This is a genomic window from Nonomuraea wenchangensis (genome assembly GCF_900111685.1).
GTDB classification, from domain to species: domain Bacteria; phylum Actinomycetota; class Actinomycetes; order Streptosporangiales; family Streptosporangiaceae; genus Nonomuraea; species Nonomuraea wenchangensis.
This window is the reverse complement of record NZ_FOHX01000016.1, coordinates 204999-222194: the sequence shown is the minus strand read 5'-3', so window position 1 is coordinate 222194 and position 17196 is coordinate 204999. Positions and strand designations below refer to the sequence as shown.

Below are 17196 nucleotides of genomic sequence, written 5' to 3'. Positions count from 1 at the left end.
ATCAATGGTCTGAGACTAGCCCAATCAACGGGAAAGCGCCTCAGGCCAGATCGGAGCGACCTGAACGTGCACGAAGGCTTCCTGAGCGTGGACGAGCTGCGCGACGAGGTGACCGCGGGCCGGATCGACACGGTGCTCCTCGCCATCGCCGACATGCAGGGCAGGTTGCAGGGCAAACGGCTCTCGGCGCGCTACTTCCTGGACGAGGTGCTGCACCACGGCTCGGAGGGCTGCAACTACCTGCTCGCCGTGGACGTCGACATGAACACGGTCTCCGGCTACGCGATGTCGTCCTGGGACCGGGGCTACGGCGACTTCGTCATGAAGCCCGACCTCGCGACCCTGCGCCGGGTGCCCTGGCAGGAGGGGACCGCGATGCTGATGGCGGACCTGGCCTGGGAGGACGGCGGTGACGTGACCGCCTCGCCCCGCCAGATCCTGCGCCGCCAGCTCGCCCGCCTGGCCGAGCGGGACCTGGTCGCCTACGTCGGGACCGAGCTGGAGTTCGTCGTCTACGACAACTCCTACGAGGACGCCTGGAATCGCGCCTACCGCGACCTCACCCCCGCCAACCTCTACAACGTCGACTACTCCCTCCTCGGCACCGCCCGCGTCGAGCCCTTGCTGCGCCGCATCAGGCGCGACATGGAGGGCGCCGGCATGTACGTCGAGTCCGCCAAGGGCGAGTGCAACCTGGGCCAGCACGAGATCGCCTTCCGCTACGACGAGGCGCTCAGGACCTGCGACAACCACGCGATCTACAAGAACGGCGCCAAGGAGATCGCCGCCCAGGAGGGCCGGTCGATCACCTTCATGGCCAAGCCGAACCAGCGCGAGGGCAACTCCTGCCACATCCACATCTCGCTCCGCTCCACCGCCGGCGACCCGGTGATGGCCGGCGAGGGGCCGCACGGCCTGTCGCGGCTCGGCGCCCGCTTCATCGCCGGCCAGCTCGCCTGCCTGCGCGAGCTGACCCTCCTGCTCGCCCCCAACGTCAACTCCTACAAGCGCTTCGTCCCCGGCAGCTTCGCCCCGACGGCCGTCAAGTGGGGCCTGGACAACCGCACGTGCGCGCTGCGCCTGGTCGGCCACGGGCTCTCGCTGCGCATCGAGAACCGGGTGCCGGGCGGCGACGTCAACCCTTACCTGGCGGTCGCCGCGCTGGTCGCGGCCGGGCTGCACGGCATCGACGGCGAGCTGCCGCTGGAGGACCCGTACGAGGGCAACGCCTACGACTCCGGCGCCGAGACCGTGCCCGCGACGCTGCGCGACGCGCTGACCCTGTTCGAGGGGTCGAAGCCGGCGCGTGAGGCGTTCGGCGAGGACGTGGTCGGGCACTACGCGAACAACGCGCGGGTGGAGCTGGCCGCGTACGACGCGGCGGTGACCGACTGGGAGCTGTTCCGCGGTTTCGAACGGATGTGAGCATGAAGATCGTCAATCCGGCGACGGAGGACGTCGTCGCCGACGTCGAGTTCGCCGACGCGGCCGAGGTGGACCGGGCCGTGGAGCGTGCCAGGAAGGCGTACGCGTCCTGGCGCGCGGTGGCCCCCGGCGACCGGGCGCGGCTGCTGCGGCGCTTCGCCGACCTGGTGGGCGAGCACGCCGAGGAGCTGGCCAGGCTGGAGGTGGACAACGCCGGGCACACCATCGGCAACGCCCGCTGGGAGGCCGGCGCGGTCCGCGACGTGCTGCACTTCTACGCCGCCGCGCCCGAGCGCAACCACGGCAAGCAGATCCCGGTGCCCGGCGGCGTGGACGTCACCTTCCAGGAGCCCCTGGGCGTGGTGGGCGTGATCGTACCGTGGAACTTCCCCATGCTCATCCTGTCGTGGGGCGTGGCCCCCGCGCTGGCCGCGGGCAACACCGTCGTCGTCAAGCCCGCGGAGCAGACCCCGCTGACCGCGCTGCGGCTGGCCGAGCTGGCCCTGGCGGCGGGCCTCCCCGAGGGGGTGCTCCAGGTGGTGCCTGGGGCAGGGGAGGTCGCGGGGGCCCGGCTGGTGGAGCACCCGCACGTCGCCAAGATCGTGTTCACCGGCTCGACCGAGGTCGGCAAGGAGATCGCGGCCAAGGCGGCGGCCCAGGTCAAGCGGGTGACGCTGGAGCTGGGCGGCAAGTCGGCGAACATCGTCTTCGCCGACGCCGACCTCGCGAAGGCGGCCGCGGCGGCGCCGTACGCGGTGTTCGACAACGCCGGCCAGGACTGCTGCGCCCGCTCCCGGCTGCTGGTGCAGGCCGAGGTGTACGACGAGTTCATGGCGCTGCTCGCCCCCGCCGTGCGGGCCGTCCGGGTCGGCGACCCGCTCGACGAGGCCACCGAGATGGGCCCGCTGATCAGCGCCGAGCACCTGGAACGGGTCCGCGGGTTCGTCTCCGACCCCTGGCTGCAGGGCGAGTGCCCGGCGGGCAAGGGCTACTGGTTCCCCGCCACCGTGCTGACCCCGGAGGTGACCGATCCGGCGTTCACCGAGGAGATCTTCGGGCCCGTCGTGTCGGTGGCCCGCTTCACCGACGAGGCCGACGCGATCCGGGTCGCCAACGACACGCCGTACGGGCTGAGCGGCTCCATCTGGACGCGCGACGTCGGGCGGGCGCTGCGCGTGGCGCGGGCGGTCGAGTCGGGCGCGCTGTCGGTCAACTCGAACTCGTCGGTCCGCTACTGGACCCCGTTCGGCGGTTTCAAGCAGTCCGGCCTCGGCCGGGAGCTCGGCCCGGACGCCCTCGCGGCGTTCACCGAGACCAAGAACGTCTTCATCTCCTGGGAGTGAGCAAGTGCAGCGGTTGCAGGATCGGGTCGCCGTCGTCACCGGCGCGGGCAGCGGCATCGGGCTCGCCACGGCCCGCAGGTTCGCCGAGGAGGGGGCGCAGGTCGTCTGCGTGGACATCGACGCGGAGGCGGGCGTCAAGGCCGCGGGCGAGGTCGGCGGCCTGTTCGTCGAGGCGGACGTGACCCGCGAGGACGACGTCGAGCGGATGTTCGCCACGGCGTACGAGACCTACGGCAGCGTGGACGTCGCCTTCAACAACGCCGGCATCTCGCCGCCGGACGACGACTCCATCCTGGAGACCGGGCTCGACGCCTGGCGCCGGGTCCAGGAGGTCAACCTCACCAGCGTCTACCTGTGCTGCAAGCACGCGATCCCCTACATGCGGCGGCAGGGCAAGGGCTCGATCATCAACACCGCGTCGTTCGTGGCCGTGATGGGCTCGGCGACCTCGCAGATCTCCTACACCGCATCCAAGGGCGGGGTGCTGGCGATGTCGCGGGAGCTCGGCGTGCAGTTCGCCCGCGAAGGCGTCAGGGTCAACGCGCTCTGCCCGGGGCCGGTGAACACGCCGCTGCTGCAGGAGCTGTTCGCCAAGGACCCGGAGCGGGCGCAGCGGCGGCTGGTGCACGTGCCGCTCGGGCGCTTCGCCGAGGCGTCGGAGATCGCGGCGGCGGTGGCCTTCCTGGCCAGCGACGACTCCTCGTTCATCACTGCCAGCCAGTTCCTGGTGGACGGCGGCATCAGCGGCGCCTACGTGACGCCGCTCTAGGGGGAGCCCGTCGTGCGTCGCCCGTTGATCGGGATCACCTCGTACGTGGAGCCCGCCAGCTTCACGGTCTGGACGGACGTGACCGTGGCGCTGCTGCCGTACATGTACGTCGAGCAGGTCGTGCGGGCCGGCGGCCAGCCCGTCGTGCTGCCCCCGGCCGGCGAGCCAGCCGGGGCGCTGCGCGGTCTCGACGGGCTCGTCCTGGCCGGCGGCGGCGACATCGACCCGGCCAGGTACGGCGCGCAGGCGCACGAGCGCACCGGCTACGTACGCGGTTTCCGCGACGAGGCGGAGTTCGCGCTGCTGGCACGGGCGCTGGACGCCGGGCTGCCCTACCTGGGGGTCTGCCGTGGCCTCCAGGTGCTCAACGTGGCCCTCGGCGGCACCCTCCACCAGCACCTGCCGGACGTGGCAGGGCACACGGGGCACGCGCCGGGGCCGGGCGTGTTCGGCCATCTGCCGGTGACGCCGGTGCCCGGCAGCCGCCTGGCCAAGGTGCTCGGCACGGAGCCGGTGACGGTCCCGCACTACCACCACCAGGCCGTGGACCGGCTCGCCCCCGGCCTGACCGTGACCGCGACCGCCGGTGACGGCACGATCGAGGCGGTGGAGCTGGAGGGGGCGGCGTTCGCGATGGCCGTGCAGTGGCATCCGGAGGAGGCCGAGGACGGCGCGCTGTTCGAGGCGCTGGTCGCGGCCTGCTGACCCCCTAGGCGACAAATGCCCCGTACCGGCACTAGGCTTGCCGACATCACCGTCGAAACCGTGCGGGAGAGCACTCTGACAGCCGGTCAGGGTCCCTGAAGGAGCAAGCCCTCCCCGCGAACCTCTCAAGGCAAAGGACCGCACGGACGAGGTGGCCTCTGGAAAGCAGGCTCTTGGCCTCGCCGAAGGTGAAAGTCCGGCAAAAATCGGGCGAAGCTCTCAGGCATCGATGACAGAGGGGGAGGATGCTGGCATCCACTCCTGTCCTGAGGTGCGACACATGTCCCGACCGACACCGCTACGCGACGTCCACGAGAGCCTGGGCGCCACCCTCACCGACTTCGCCGGCTGGCTCATGCCCCTCCGGTACGGCAGCGAGTCCGCCGAGCACAAGGCCGTGCGCGAGGCGGCCGGGCTGTTCGACCTCTCCCACATGGGCGAGATCTTCGTGACCGGTCCGCAGGCCGCCGAGGCCCTGGACTACGCGCTGGTCGGACACCTGTCCGTGCTCGCGACCGGCCGCGCCAGGTACACCATGATCGTCGACGAGCGGGGCCGGGTGATCGACGACCTCATCGTCTACCGGCTCGGCGACGAGGAGTTCATGGTCGTCGCCAACGCCTCGAACTACCCGAAGGTCGCCCAGGAGCTCCAGGAGCGGGCCAAGACGTACGACGCGGCGGTCGAGGACCGCTCCGACCGCTACGCGCTCATCGCCGTCCAGGGCCCCCGCGCGCAGGAGATCCTGGCCACGCTGACCGACGCCGACCTCGCCGGGCTCAAGTACTACGCCGGACTGCCCGGTCTGGTCGACGGCCGCGAGGCGCTCATCGCCCGCACCGGCTACACCGGCGAGGACGGCTTCGAGCTCTTCGTCGCCAACCAGGACGCCGTCCCGCTCTGGAACGCGCTCATCGCCGCCGGGGAGCCGTACGGGCTCGCGCCAGCGGGCCTGTCCGCCCGCGACACGCTCCGGCTGGAGGCCGGCATGCCGCTGTACGGCAACGAGCTCGGCGCGGAGCTGACCCCGTTCGACGCGGGGCTGGGCAGAGTGGTGAAATTCGACAAGCCCGGCGATTTCGTCGGACGAGCGGCGCTGGAGGCGGTCAAGGACGACCAGCCCGGCCGCCGCCTCGTCGGTCTGGTCGCGCGGGGCCGCCGGGTGCCGCGGCACGGCTACCCGGTGACGCAGGACGGCGCCGTCGTCGGCGAGGTCACCAGCGGCGCGCCTTCCCAGACCCTGGGCAAGCCCATCGCGATGGCCTACGTCGACACCGGCGTGAGCGAAGGCCTGGCAGTGGACATCCGGGGCAGCCAAGAACCCGTGGACCTCGTAGAGCTGCCCTTTTACAGGAGGAAGAAGTGAGCAACATCCCTGACGAGCTGAGCTACACCAAGGAACACGAGTGGGTGGCCGGGCTGGACGACGGCCTGACCATCACCGTGGGCATCACCGAGTTCGCCGCCGAGGCCCTGGGTGACGTCGTCTTCGTGCAGCTCCCCGACGTCGGCTCGAACGTCGAGGCCGGCGACTCGATCGGCGAGGTGGAGTCCACCAAGTCCGTCAGCGAGATCTACGCGCCCGTGGGCGGCGAGGTGGTCGAGGTCAACCAGAACGTGGCCGACGACCCGTCCCTGGTGAACAGCGACCCCTACGGGGAAGGGTGGATGTTCCGGGTGCGCATCGAGGGCGAGCCCGAGGACCTGCTCTCCCCCGCGGAGTACACCGCACTCACCTCCGGCGAGTCCTGATCTCCCGCCGGGGCCCCGCCCGGGCCCCGGCTCCCGTCCCAAGAGAGGCGCACATCAATGGCGATCAGCGTCTTCGACCTCTTCAAGATCGGCATCGGGCCCTCCAGCTCCCACACGGGCGGCCCGATGGCGGCCGCGCACAAGTTCGCCCGGGGGCTGCACGAGGACGGCCTGCTGGAGCGGGTGGCGCGGGTCGAGGCCATCCTGTACGGCTCGCTCGGCCTGACCGGCAAGGGCCACGGCAGCGACAAGGCCGTCCTGCTGGGCCTGTCCGGCGAGAAGCCGGAGCTGGTGGACGTCGACACCGTCGACGAGCGCCTGGCCGCCATGCGCGCCTCCGGCACCGTCCACCTCCACGGCCGCCACGAGATCCCGTTCGTCGTCGGCGAGGACCTCGTCTTCGAACGCAAGATCTCCCTCCCCGAGCACCCCAACGGCATGCGCTTCACCGCCTACGACGCCGGCGGCGGCACCCTGCGGGAGAAGGTCTACTTCTCCGTCGGCGGCGGCTTCGTCGTGGACGAGAACGCCACCGGCGCCGACCGCATCAAGCCCGACGACACCGTGCTCCCCTACCCGTTCACCACGGGCGAGGAGCTGCTCAAGCACTGCTCCAACACCGGCCTGTCGATCTCCGCGCTGATGATCGAGAACGAGAAGGCGTTCGGCCGCACCGAGGCGGAGATCCGCGCGGGCGTGCTCAACCTGTGGCGGGTCATGCAGGAGTGCGTACGCCGCGGCATCTCCCGCGAGGGCGTGCTGCCGGGCGGGCTCAAGGTCAAGCGCCGCGCCAACCAGCTCTATCGGCGCCTCCAGACCGAGCCGCCCGAGAAGGACCCGCTCCAGGCGATGGACTGGGTGACGCTGTTCGCGCTGGCGGTCAACGAGGAGAACGCCGCCGGCGGCCGCATCGTCACCGCGCCCACCAACGGGGCGGCCGGCATCATCCCGGCCGTGCTCACCTACTACACCCGCTTCGTCCCGCAGGCCGACGACGAGGGCGTGATCCGCTTCCTGCTGACGGCCGCCGCGATCGGCGTGCTGTTCAAGGAGAACGCCTCCATCTCCGGTGCCGAGGTCGGCTGCCAGGGCGAGGTGGGCTCGGCCTGCTCGATGGCCTCCGCCGGGCTGACCGAGGTCATGGGCGGCACGCCGGAGCAGGTGGAGAACGCCGCCGAGATCGGCATCGAGCACAACCTGGGCCTCACCTGCGACCCGATCGGCGGCCTGGTGCAGATCCCGTGCATCGAGCGCAACGCGGTCGCCTCCAACAAGGCCATCACCGCGGCCCGCATCGCCCTGCGCGGCGACGGCCGCCACTTCGTGGCCCTGGACAAGGCCATCAAGACCATGCGCGACACCGGCCGCGACATGCTCGACAAGTACAAGGAGACCTCCCGCGGCGGCCTCGCCGTCAACGTCATCGAGTGCTGACCGCTTTTGAGTGGTACCCGTAAAGCTGTACCACTCAAAGGGAGGGTCATGTCCATAACCGCCGGCGAGGCCCGCCGCCGCCTGTTCCCGCTCATCGAAGAGGTCAACAACGACCGCACCGCCGTGGAGATCGTGTCCAAGAGCGGAAACGCCTACCTGGTCGCCGCCGAAGAATACGAAGCGCTCCGGGAGACGGCCTACCTGCTACGCTCTCCGGCCAACGCTCGAGGGCGTCGCGGCGCATCACCGAAGAGCACAGACTGGTCTGTCCGCCCATGGACGACGAGGTCGTCATCCTGCAGGCTCGCTACCACTACGAGTAGGAGACCCGGCCCGGCGGAACTTTGCACTTTCCCCCTCCGTTCCGTGACGACCCATCTACGATCGGTGGTCGAAGGGGATGACAGGAGGCAGGCCGTGTTCCGCGAGAGCAAGCCGAGTGTCCGATGGGTCCTTCCCGAAGGGCGGTACAACCCCGTCGTCGCCGACGGGGTGCGGTGGCTCGACTACGAGCGGGCCGCCGAGCTGGACGAGCACGCGCCGGTCCCTGGCCCGCTGGACCTGCCCGGGGCCGGCGAGCAGGACGCGCCCGGCATCGGCGAGGAGCCGCGGGCGACGCCGCCGAGGGCCGGCGAGGACGACTGGTTCGACCGGCCGCACCGGCCGCCGCCGCTCGCCGAGTGCCGGCCGTACGACGTGCCCGGCGGGCTGGCGCGCCCCGACCCGCGGGCGGAGCGCGACCTCATGGAGGCGCTGCCTCCGGGGGCGCGTTTCCCCGACCCGCGCGGCACCTGGATCAGGCTGATCAACGGCTGCGGCCCCGCCGACGACCCGTTCCGCGCCGCCAACGCCGCCGACTGCGCGCTCGCCGTGCTGTCCACCTGGCACGGCGAGCCGGCCGCGGCCGCGCCCCGGGTGCCCGAGCACGACCGCATCGGCCGGCCCGTGCTCACCGGCGAGCACGGCAGCACGGCCAGGATCGAACGGTGGGTCGGGCAGCGGCTGGAGTACACCGGGCAGGGGCGGCACGCCTATCCGATGATCGCGCGGCGGCTGATGGAGGCCGGGCACGGGGCCAGCGCGGTGATCGTGGTGCGCTGGCCCGGCGGCGGCAGCCACGCCTACAACGCGGTCAACGCCGAGGGCGAGGTCATCTGGATCGACGCCCAGCGGGGGCACATGTCGGTGGAGCCCCCTTACCTGACGGTCACCGGGGTGTTCTGTGTGATCCTCGACCGGCAGGGGAGGCCGCGGTGAACCTGGAGCAGGCTCGGGCGCTGGCCGAGGAGTACGTCAACGGGGCACTGCCTGCGGAGGACGCCGTCTCCGTCGGCGTCTACGGCTTCCACGACGGCTACGTCGCCTGGATCCGCGACCTCGAACCGGACGACCCCGCCCGGCTGCCGGAGACGATCGGCGGCGCGTGCGTCGTCATCGACGAGACCACCGGCGAGGTGGCCCCCAGGCCGCTCCTCGACCCGGAGACGGTCGCCGAGCTCTGGCCCGGCCCCATCCCCCGCTGACTCACCGCCCGGCCCCGGCCCGCCCGACCACTGAGCCCGCTCGGCCGCTGGGCGGGCGCGAGGGCCGGGCGTCGCCCCCATGAGACGCCCGGCCCTCGCGCGCATGCGCTCCCTATCCGCACATGACGGATTTATGCACTTTCACACCGCTTTACCCGACTTGACGCTCACCCGGCAGCGAGCGCCCCGGCGATCGACGCCCGTGCCGCCCGCCGCGCCGGCAGCAGCGAGGCCACCACCCCCGCCACCCCCGACAGCGCCACGAACAGCACGACCTGCCCCACCGGCACCGACAGGACCGCCCCGTCCAGCATCGCCAGCACCGCCACCCAGCCGTACAGCCCGCCGAGCACCACCCCGACCAGCGCTCCGACCAGCCCGAGCACCAGCGCCTCGACCAAGAGCATGCGTCGTAGCTGCGGCCGGGTCAGCCCGAGCGCCCGCAGCAGCGCCGACTCCCGCGAGCGCTCGTGCACCGACAACGACAGCGTGTTCGCGATGCCCAGCAGCGAGATCAGGATCGCCAGCCCCAGCAGCCCTCCGACGATCATGAGGAGCATGTCGAGCGTCTCGTCGAACTCGCCGCGCACCTCGGTCGAACTGCTGAGCAGTACGGTCGGGTAGTCGGCGACGGCCTCCCGCACCACGACCCTGGCCCGGTCGGCGGACACGCCGTCCCGGATGGTGACCAACACCCGGGCGTCGGGCAGCGCCCCGGCGTAGCGGTCGAACGCGCTCTCGGCGACGGTGAGCGACGGCAGCGCCGAGCCGCCCCCGTCGAGCACGGCGACCACCCGCAACGGCACGCCCCCCGCGCCTCCGGCCCGCCCGGACCCCGCGCGCCCCTTGTCCCGCACGCTGACCTGGACGGTGTCGCCGACCCGTACGCCCAGCTCGGTCGCCACCCGGTCGAGCAGCGCCACCTGACCCTCCGACAGCCCGGCGGCCATCGAACCCGTGACCACCTCGGGGGTGACAGGACCGTTAAAAGTGCCCAGATCGTACGTCCGCGCCCCGCCCGCCGGCCCCGTGACCTCGGCCGGCGTCTCGCGGATCTGCAGCACCGAGCCCAGCTCCGGCGCCCGGCGCAGCTCCTCGGCCACCGAACGCGGCACCGCGGCCTCGCCGCCCTGCGCGGACAGCAGGTAGTCCACCGGGAACTGCTCGTCCAGCTTCTCCATCACGGTCGCCCTGGTCGAGGCGCTGAGCACCGAGATCACCGTCATCAGCGTCACCCCGATCGTCAGGGCGACGGTCGTGGTCGCGGCCCTGCGCGGGTTGCGTGCCGCGTTGTCCAGCGCCAGCCGCCCCGGCACCCCGGCCAGCCGCGCCGGCAGCCGGCCCACGACCGCGCTCAGCGGCCGGATCAGCACCGGCCCGAGGACCAGCACGGCCAGGAAGGTCAGCATGCCGCCGGCCATGACCACGATCAGCGTGGCCACTCCCCCTGGCGGCATCCCCAGCACGCCGAACCCGGTCGCGCCCGCGCCGGCCAGCAGGAACAGCGCCGCGACGCTCCAGCGCGCCGCGCCCATGCGGAACGCCTGCTCGTCGGCCTGCGTACGCAGCGCCGCGACCGGCGGCACCCGCGTGGCCGACCGGGCGGGCAGCAGCGCCGCGGCCACGGTGACGACGAGGCCCACGGCCAGCCCGACGGCGATCGTGACGGGGGTGAGCGCGACGGAGGCGTCCGTGGGCAGCGGGGCGTCGAACGCGGCCAGCAGGGCGAGCGCGAGCGCCGCGAGCCCGTACCCGGTCGCGAGGCCGAGCACGGAGGCGAGCAGGCCGACCACGCCCGACTCCAGCAGGACCGAGCCGAACACCTGCCCCCGCGTGGCCCCGATGCAGCGCAGCAGCGCCAGCTCGCGGGCGCGCTGCGCGACGAGGATGGTGAAGGTGTTGTAGATGACGAGCGCGGCCACCATCATCGCCACGACCCCGAACAGCAGCAGGCCGACGGTCAGCGTCCGCATCTCCAGCCCGGCCGCGGCGGCGAGGTCGGCGGCCAGCTCGTCGCCGGTCTTCACCGTCGCCCCCGGCCCGGCGGCGGCGGCCACGGCCTGCTTCAGCCCGGGAGCGCCGCCCGCGACGTCGATCTCGTGGTAGCCCTTCTCGCCGGTCATCCGCAGGGCGGCGGGGGTGGTGAGGCCGACCGCGCCGGTGAAGGCGAGCTCCTGGTCCACGCCGGGGTCGAGGAGCCCGACGAGCTTGAAGGTGTGCCGCTCCCCTGCGGGGTCGAGCACCACGACGTCCTCGCCGAGCCGGAAGCCGTTGACGCGGGCGGTGTTCTCGTCGAGCACGGCGGCGCGGTCGTCCGTGCCGGGTCCGGTGCCGGCGACGATCGTGGTGCGCTGCAGCGGGCCGCGTACGACGGAGATCGCCGTGGCGGGCAGGTCGCCGGCCACCTTGCCGTCCTTGCCGAGCAGCCGCGCGGGCCCGCGCACCAGGCCCTGCGCGTCGGTGACGCCCGCGACCGCGCGCACCCGGCGCAGGACGTCCTCGGCGAGCACGCCGTCCTTGGCCAGCACCGCCACGTCCACCTTGCCGGCGTCGGCGGTGACCTTCTGGGAGAAACCCGCCTGGACGGTGTCGTTCAGGATGAATGTGCCCGCGATGAACCCCACCCCCAGCACGATCGCCAGGGACGTCAGCAGCAACCGCAGCCGGTACGCGCGCAGCCCGGCCAGCGCCGTTCTCAGCACCTCACGCCTCCAGCTTCACGAGCGTGTCCAGCACGGTCTGCGGCGTGGGCGCGGTCACCTCGGTGACCAACTCGCCGTCGCGCAGGAAGACCGCGCGGTCGGCGTACGAGGCCGCGACCGGGTCGTGCGTCACCATGACGATGGTCTGGCCCAGCTCGCGCACGGAGGTGCGCAGGAAGGACAGCACCTCGGCGCCGCTGCGCGAGTCCAGGTTGCCGGTCGGCTCGTCGGCGAAGATGACCTGCGGCTTGCTGATCAGCGCGCGGGCCACGGCCACCCGCTGCTGCTGGCCGCCGGACAGCTCGGACGGGCGGTGCCCGAGCCGGTCCCGCAGCCCGACGGTGTCGATCACCCGGTCGTACAGCGCCTGGTCGGGCTGGCGGGCGGAGATGTCGAGCGGCAGGCGGATGTTCTGCTCGGCGGTCAGCGTGGGCAGCAGGTTGAACGCCTGGAAGACGAAGCCGATGCGCTCACGGCGCAGCAGCGTGAGCCGCCGGTCGCTCAGCCCGGTCAGCTCGGCCTCGCCGACGCGTACGGTGCCGGAGGTGGCGGTGTCGAGCCCGGCCAGGCAGTGCATGAGCGTGGACTTACCGGAGCCGGACGGCCCCATGATCGCTGTGAAGGCCCCGGTGTGGAAGGCCACGGAGACGCCGCGCAGCGCGTGCACGGCGGCGTCGCCGTGACCGTAGATCTTGGTCAGGTTCGTGGCCACCACGGCGGGCGGGGCCTGGGTGCGGGTCACTCGTCGCTCCTTGTCGCGCTTTTTCAACGCGACCAACGCTAGAAGCGGAAATGCCGCCCACTCTGGGCCCTGAGGAGGGACTTCGGATGCGACTCCGGACGACCCCGGTCAGACTTTCGGCCGATGGGCGGGCACGATCAGCCCGGCCTCGTAGGCGTACACCACCACCTGGGCCCGGTCCCGCAGCCCGAGCTTGGCCAGCACCCGGCCGAGATGCGTCTTGACCGTCGCCTCCGCGACCTCCAGCCGGGCCGCGATCTCGGCGTTGGACAGGCCGCGCGCCACCGAGAGCAGCACCTCGCGCTCGCGCGGCGTCAGCTCGGCCGCCGCGACCGGATCCGGCGACGGGAGCTGGGCGGCGAAGCGGTCCAGCATGCGCCGCAACGTGGTCGGCGCGACCACGGAGTCACCCGCGTGCACGTGCCGGATGGCGCTCAGCAGGTCGTCCGGCGGCACGTCCTTGAGCAGGAAACCGGCCGCGCCCGCCTTGACGGCGGCGAAGGCGTACTCGTCCAGGTCGAACGTGGTCAGGATGAGCACCTTCGGCCCCTCGATGCGGCGGGTGGCCTCGACGCCGTCCATGTGGGGCATCCGCACGTCCATGAGGACGACGTCCACCTCGGTCGTGGCGAGCAGCTCCAGGGCGGCGGCGCCGTCGGCGGCCTCCGCGACCACCTCGATGTCCGGCTGCGCGCCCAGCACCATGCGGAAACCCGCCCGCAGCAGCTCCTGGTCGTCCACCAGCATCACCCGTATCACCGGGGCCGCCTCTCTCACGCCGCCCTCGCCATGGGGAGCCGGGCCAGCACCTCGTAGCCGCCCCCGGGGCGGGGGCCGGCCGTCACCGCGCCGCCGTACATGCCGACGCGCTCGCGCATGCCGATGAGGCCGTGGCCGCCGTCGCCGTGCGGCGCCGTCGCGCCCCTGCCGTCGTCGGTGACGCGTACGACCAGCTCGGGGCCGCCGAAGTCGATCTCCACCAGGGCGCGGGCGTCAGGGCCGCCGTGCTTGAGAGCGTTCGTGAGCGCCTCCTGGACGATGCGGTAGACGGCGAGCTGCTGGCCCTCGGGCAGCTCGCCGGGCGCGCCGGCCACCACCAGCCTGGCGGGCACGCCCGAGCCGCGCACCAGCTCCTCCAGCTGGTCCAGGCCCGGCTGCGGGGTGTAGTCGGTGTCGGGGTGCTCGTCGTCGCGCAGCACGCCGACCAGGCGGCGCATCTCGGCCAGCGCGGCCCTGCCGGTCTTGGAGATGGCCCGTACGGCCTGGCGGGCCTGCTCGGGATCGCTGTCGAGCGCGTAGCCCGCGCCGTCGGCCTGGACCACCATGACGCTGACGTTGTGGGCGACGACGTCGTGCAGCTCCCTCGCGATGCGGGCGCGCTCGGCCGAGGCCGCCATCCGCGCCTGCTGGTCCCGCTCGCGCTCCGCCCGTTCCGCGCGCTCCTCCAGGCCCTCCAGGTAGCGGTGGCGGGTGCCGGCGTACAGGCCGAACAGCCAGATCGTGACCACGAACACCGACCCGCCGAAGAACGTGCCGAACGACGGCGACTCCCAGTTGACCAGCGCCAGGAGGATCCCCAGCTCGGCCACCAGCATCGCGGCCAGCCCCCAGCGGAACGAGCAACGGTAGGCGACCGCCCAGAGCGCGACCAGCACGGCGAGGTTGGCGGGCATCGGGTCCAGGCCCGCGAGCCACTGCCCGAAGCTGATCAGCGCGATCAGCGCGTACGACGGGACCGGCCGCGCCAGCCACAGCAGCGGGGCCAGCAGCACCGCCGACAGCGCCAGATAACTGGCCACACCGAGCGCCAGGCCCCCGCCGGGCGGGGTGTAGGACGCGTACGGCACGGCGAACAGGCCGCACAGCACCGCGAGGGGAGCGACCCGCAGGGCGCTCGCCAGCTTCTCGTGGCCGCGGGACCACGACCGTACCCTGCCGAACACATCCTCACGATATGCAGGCAGAAAGCGGGGTTAGTCCGCCTGGAGGCGGAAGTCCGCCTACGACCCAAGTCGCACATCCAGGGAGGTCTTACACAGGGCTTACGGCCTTTGGTGCACTCTGGTCTCTGGGAGCGCCCCTTCAGTGGGCGAGTAAAGGGAGATCGTGATGGCGGATCATGATCGCGATGCCGGGTCGCGCGGCGATGAGGAAGCGCCGCGCGACCCTGACCCTCGCTCCCACCCTCACCCCGGACGATGAAAGTTTCCCCGGCCACGGCCGCTCCACCAGCACCGTTGTCGCCGGCTGCCGCCGCCCGTGTCCCCCTCTGCGGCGAATGACGTAACTTACTCCCTGCTCACCGACATCTTCGGTAAAGGGAGTCCTCGTGCGCGCATGGCTGGCCGGTGTCGTCGCGTCCGTCCTGATGGTGCCGCTGACGGCCCACCCCGCCTCGGCCGCACCGGACGCCCGTACGTGCGCCAAGGCGAACCTGCTGTTCTGCGAGGACTTCCAGGCCATGCCGGTCGGCGGCGCGAGCAGTCTCCGCTGGGGCATCGACACCAAGCACGGCACGCTCACCGTCGAGCACGACGGGCGGCGGGGGCAGAAGGTGCTGCGCGTGCACACCGAAGGCAACGGCCGCGCGTTCCTGAAGGTGGACGACTTCGCCGCGCCGGGCAACAGCTTCTACGGCCGCGTGCGGCTGCGGGCCGCCGCGTTCCCGACCGCGCCGGACTGGGCCCACTACACGCTCGTCGAGGCGACCGGCGACGGGCCCGAGGTCGTCCGCCCGCTCGGCGGCCAGTACGCGCCGCCGCCCCACGGGGGAGCCGCGTACTGGGGTGTCGGCGCCGACGGCGGCCCCACCGGGGACTGGACGAACTGGCGGACCACCGCGCCCTCCGTCGCCGGGACGTGGACCTGCGTGGAGTGGCGCATGGACGCCGCCGACAACCGCATCTCGTTGTGGTTCGACGGGGTGGCCAAGCCGGAGCTCACCGTGTCCACCCGGGAGCACGGCGGCAACCCCGTGGACTTCGTCTTCCCGCGCTTCGACACGATCAAGCTGGGCTGGCAGCTCTACCAGGCGAACCCCACCCCCGCCGGCTACGACGTGTGGATGGACGACATCGCGCTGAGCAGCAGGAGAGTGGGCTGCTGACCGCCCGTACCTGAAGGTGGGCTGACAGCCGATCCCGACGTCCACCCGGACTTCTGCCGGCTTGACTCTGCCGCTACGTCGATATCTAGCGTCACGAGGGAGCCGGAAGATCCGGCCTGGTGAACGGTACGGGACGGTGAGCAGGCAATGGCGTGGTCGATCGCCGAGGTGGCGCGGATGTCGGGAGTGACATCGAGGACGCTGCGCCACTATCACGAGATCGGGCTGCTGGAGCCTGCCCGGATCGGCGGCAACGGCTACCGCCACTACGAGGAGGGCCAGCTGCTGCGGCTGCAACAGATCCTGGTGCTGCGGGAGATGGGCCTCGGCCTCGCCGAGATCAAGGAGATCGTCGACCGGCACACCGACCCCCTGGCCGAGGACGGTGTGCCCAGAATCAGCAGGCCGGAGAACCTGTTCGAGGGGTTCGACGGCGCCCGCTACAGCGAGCAGGCCCGCGAGCAGTGGCCCGGACACCGGGAGCGGACTACCGGGAGCTGAGCAGGCTCTGGACGCCGACGGCCGAGCAGTACGCCCACCTGGGCCGGATGCAGGTCGAGGACGAGCGGTTCAGGGAGAACTACGAGCGGATCGCCGACGGGCTGGCTGTGTACATGCGGGACGCGATGGCCGCGTACGCACGGAGAATCCGCTGACCGTAGGGCCGGTGGGATTCGAACCCACACTGACAGCCACCTAAAGACTGCGCCTCTGCCATTGGGCTACGACCCCTGGTGAACTGCCCACCCGGCAGTTCGGCCAATCTTACACGGGTCAGGCCAGGCCGAGCTTCTTCTTCAGCGAGGCCACGTGCCCGGTCGCCTTGACGTTGTAGAGGGCCTGCTCGATCTTCCCGTCGCCGTCGATGACGAACGTCGAGCGGATGACGCCCTCCACCTCCTTGCCGTAGAGCTTCTTGAGCCCGTAGGCCGCGTACGCCTTGTGAACGGCCAGCTCGGGGTCCGACAGCAGCGGGAAGGTCAGCCCGTCGCGCTCGGCGAACCGGGCCAGCTTCGCCGGCTTGTCCTTGGACACGCCGAGCACCACGAACCCCTCGGAGGTGAGCTGCTCCAGACTGTCACGGAAATCACAGGCCTGCTTGGTGCAACCGGGCGTCATCGCGGCAGGGTAGAAATAGAGGATCACCCGCTTGCCGCGGTAGTCCTCCAGCGAGACGGCGCCGCCGGCGGCGGTGGGTAGCGTGAACTCGGGCGCGGCGTCGCCGGGCGCGAGCTTGGTTTCGGTCATGTGGCCCTCCTCGAGTTCTCCCCGCCAACCTACCGGCCCGGCCGGCGTGCCGTACCGCACGCGGACCTGACAGACTGATCACGACCGGGCGCACGGTCGAGAGGAGAGCCATGGCTGACACCGATCCCGACGAGCTGGAGCGGCGGATCGCGCGGGCGCGCGCGGAGCTGGCGCAGACGGTCGACGCCATCGCCGACCGGGTGAACCCCAAGCGGGTCGCCGAGCGCACGGTGGCCGACGTCAAGACCCGGGCCGGGCACTTCGTGGCGTCCGTCGGCGACGCGCTCGGGGTCACGCCGCGGCCGGTCGAGTACAGCGACGACCCCGCCCACGTGTGGGAGGACGAGCGGCCCAGCCTGGCTCCGGTGCTCATCGGGGTGGGCGCGGTGCTGGCCGTGGGCGCGGCCATCGTGCTCCTGCGGCGCCGCCGCCGCTGACGAGCGAAGC

19 protein-coding genes, 1 tRNA gene, 1 pseudogene and 2 riboswitches are annotated in these 17196 nt (G+C 72.0%); of the genes and pseudogenes, 15 read left to right on the top strand and 6 right to left on the bottom strand.

What is annotated here, in order from left to right; translation table 11 throughout:
* The first annotated feature begins 66 nt into the window (after positions 1-66).
* The 11 genes and pseudogenes from BMW85_RS36860 to BMW85_RS36810 all read left to right on the top strand — a co-directional run bounded on the left by BMW85_RS36860 (position 67) and on the right by BMW85_RS36810 (position 8951).
* Positions 67-1425 (top strand): glutamine synthetase family protein, encoded by a 1359-nt coding sequence (locus BMW85_RS36860; protein WP_091091028.1) that lies wholly within the window; start codon positions 67-69, stop codon positions 1423-1425.
* Positions 1426-1427: 2 nt separating this feature from the next.
* Positions 1428-2768 carry an aldehyde dehydrogenase family protein gene (locus BMW85_RS36855; RefSeq protein ID WP_091091025.1) on the top strand — a complete coding sequence of 447 codons (1341 nt, stop codon included), beginning with the start codon at positions 1428-1430 and terminating at the stop codon, positions 2766-2768.
* A gap of 4 nt (positions 2769-2772) precedes the next feature.
* Positions 2773-3537 carry a 3-oxoacyl-ACP reductase gene (locus BMW85_RS36850; protein WP_091091023.1) on the top strand — a complete coding sequence of 255 codons (765 nt, stop codon included), beginning with the start codon at positions 2773-2775 and terminating at the stop codon, positions 3535-3537.
* Between the two features lie 12 nt (positions 3538-3549).
* Complete coding sequence (locus BMW85_RS36845) at positions 3550-4242, top strand: gamma-glutamyl-gamma-aminobutyrate hydrolase family protein (RefSeq protein WP_245775273.1); 693 nt, start codon at positions 3550-3552, stop codon at positions 4240-4242.
* A 53-nt stretch (positions 4243-4295) separates the two neighbouring features.
* Positions 4296-4393, top strand: a riboswitch (glycine riboswitch).
* Positions 4394-4488: riboswitch (glycine riboswitch) on the top strand.
* A gap of 34 nt (positions 4489-4522) precedes the next feature.
* The gene (gene gcvT / locus BMW85_RS36840; protein WP_091091018.1) at positions 4523-5608 is read left to right on the top strand and encodes a glycine cleavage system aminomethyltransferase GcvT; all 1086 of its coding nucleotides are present in this window, start codon (positions 4523-4525) and stop codon (positions 5606-5608) included.
* Positions 5605-5994, top strand: coding sequence for a glycine cleavage system protein GcvH (gcvH, locus tag BMW85_RS36835; RefSeq protein ID WP_091091016.1), 390 nt, complete (start codon positions 5605-5607; stop codon positions 5992-5994). The genes gcvT and gcvH overlap by 4 nt, the downstream gene beginning before the upstream one ends.
* Positions 5995-6051: 57 nt before the next feature.
* Positions 6052-7428 carry an L-serine ammonia-lyase gene (locus BMW85_RS36830; RefSeq protein ID WP_091091013.1) on the top strand — a complete coding sequence of 459 codons (1377 nt, stop codon included), beginning with the start codon at positions 6052-6054 and terminating at the stop codon, positions 7426-7428.
* Between the two features lie 48 nt (positions 7429-7476).
* A pseudogene (locus tag BMW85_RS36825) lies at positions 7477-7653 on the top strand (type II toxin-antitoxin system Phd/YefM family antitoxin); the annotation flags it as partial.
* Positions 7602-7751 (top strand): type II toxin-antitoxin system YoeB family toxin, encoded by a 150-nt coding sequence (locus tag BMW85_RS52380; protein WP_091091120.1) that lies wholly within the window; start codon positions 7602-7604, stop codon positions 7749-7751. The pseudogene BMW85_RS36825 and the gene BMW85_RS52380, both read left to right, overlap by 52 nt.
* Before the next feature lie 94 nt (positions 7752-7845).
* Positions 7846-8685: a toxin glutamine deamidase domain-containing protein gene (locus BMW85_RS36815; protein ID WP_091091117.1), complete on the top strand. Its 840-nt coding sequence runs from the start codon at positions 7846-7848 to the stop codon at positions 8683-8685.
* Complete coding sequence (locus tag BMW85_RS36810) at positions 8682-8951, top strand: SUKH-4 family immunity protein (RefSeq protein ID WP_091091011.1); 270 nt, start codon at positions 8682-8684, stop codon at positions 8949-8951. The genes BMW85_RS36815 and BMW85_RS36810 overlap by 4 nt, the downstream gene beginning before the upstream one ends.
* 167 nt (positions 8952-9118) lie before the next feature.
* On the opposite strand, the gene BMW85_RS36805 is transcribed toward BMW85_RS36810, so the two are convergent.
* The 4 genes from BMW85_RS36805 to BMW85_RS36790 form a co-directional block, all read right to left on the bottom strand.
* Positions 9119-11653, bottom strand: a complete 2535-nt coding sequence (locus BMW85_RS36805) for an ABC transporter permease (RefSeq protein WP_091091009.1) — start codon at positions 11651-11653, stop codon at positions 9119-9121.
* A gap of 1 nt (position 11654) precedes the next feature.
* Positions 11655-12395: an ABC transporter ATP-binding protein gene (locus tag BMW85_RS36800; protein WP_091091005.1), complete on the bottom strand. Its 741-nt coding sequence runs from the start codon at positions 12393-12395 to the stop codon at positions 11655-11657.
* Between the two features lie 108 nt (positions 12396-12503).
* Positions 12504-13154 (bottom strand): response regulator transcription factor, encoded by a 651-nt coding sequence (locus BMW85_RS36795; RefSeq protein ID WP_218156094.1) that lies wholly within the window; start codon positions 13152-13154, stop codon positions 12504-12506.
* Positions 13155-13168: 14 nt separating this feature from the next.
* On the bottom strand, positions 13169-14338 hold the full coding sequence (locus BMW85_RS36790; RefSeq protein WP_091091000.1) for a sensor histidine kinase: 1170 nt from the start codon (positions 14336-14338) through the stop codon (positions 13169-13171).
* A gap of 386 nt (positions 14339-14724) precedes the next feature.
* Here BMW85_RS36790 and BMW85_RS36785 point away from each other — a divergent pair, with 386 nt between their 5' ends.
* The 3 genes from BMW85_RS36785 (at position 14725) to BMW85_RS51535 (ending at position 16157) form a co-directional block, all read left to right on the top strand.
* Entirely contained in the window at positions 14725-15501 is a 777-nt protein-coding gene (locus BMW85_RS36785; protein WP_091090999.1) for a hypothetical protein, read from the top strand.
* Between the two features lie 147 nt (positions 15502-15648).
* On the top strand, positions 15649-16002 hold the full coding sequence (locus BMW85_RS36780) for a MerR family transcriptional regulator (RefSeq protein ID WP_245775272.1): 354 nt from the start codon (positions 15649-15651) through the stop codon (positions 16000-16002).
* A complete protein-coding gene (locus BMW85_RS51535) occupies positions 15966-16157 on the top strand; it encodes a TipAS antibiotic-recognition domain-containing protein (protein WP_245775271.1) in 192 nt (63 codons plus the stop codon). Before BMW85_RS36780 ends, BMW85_RS51535 begins: the two co-directional genes overlap by 37 nt.
* A gap of 3 nt (positions 16158-16160) precedes the next feature.
* On the opposite strand, the gene BMW85_RS36775 is transcribed toward BMW85_RS51535, so the two are convergent.
* Both BMW85_RS36775 and bcp read right to left on the bottom strand, forming a co-directional pair.
* Positions 16161-16233: transfer RNA gene (locus BMW85_RS36775), tRNA-Leu, on the bottom strand.
* Positions 16234-16275: 42 nt separating this feature from the next.
* On the bottom strand, positions 16276-16749 hold the full coding sequence (gene bcp, locus BMW85_RS36770) for a thioredoxin-dependent thiol peroxidase (RefSeq protein WP_091090996.1): 474 nt from the start codon (positions 16747-16749) through the stop codon (positions 16276-16278).
* A 110-nt stretch (positions 16750-16859) separates the two neighbouring features.
* On the opposite strand from bcp, the gene BMW85_RS36765 reads away from it, so the two are divergent.
* Positions 16860-17186 carry a DUF3618 domain-containing protein gene (locus BMW85_RS36765; protein WP_091090994.1) on the top strand — a complete coding sequence of 109 codons (327 nt, stop codon included), beginning with the start codon at positions 16860-16862 and terminating at the stop codon, positions 17184-17186.
* Positions 17187-17196: the final 10 nt, after the last annotated feature.

Bases quoted from the DNA above. Each gene is read 5' to 3' on its own strand.
- bcp (WP_091090996.1), bottom strand. From the start codon at position 16,749: ATGACCGAAACCAAGCTCGCGCCCGGCGACGCCGCGCCCGAGTTCACG.
- BMW85_RS36765 (WP_091090994.1), top strand. From the start codon at position 16,860: ATGGCTGACACCGATCCCGACGAGCTGGAGCGGCGGATCGCGCGGGCG.
- BMW85_RS36855 (WP_091091025.1), top strand. From the start codon at position 1,428: ATGAAGATCGTCAATCCGGCGACGGAGGACGTCGTCGCCGACGTCGAG.
- BMW85_RS36830 (WP_091091013.1), top strand. From the start codon at position 6,052: ATGGCGATCAGCGTCTTCGACCTCTTCAAGATCGGCATCGGGCCCTCC.
- BMW85_RS36780 (WP_245775272.1), top strand. From the start codon at position 15,649: ATGGCGTGGTCGATCGCCGAGGTGGCGCGGATGTCGGGAGTGACATCG.
- gcvT (WP_091091018.1), top strand. From the start codon at position 4,523: ATGTCCCGACCGACACCGCTACGCGACGTCCACGAGAGCCTGGGCGCC.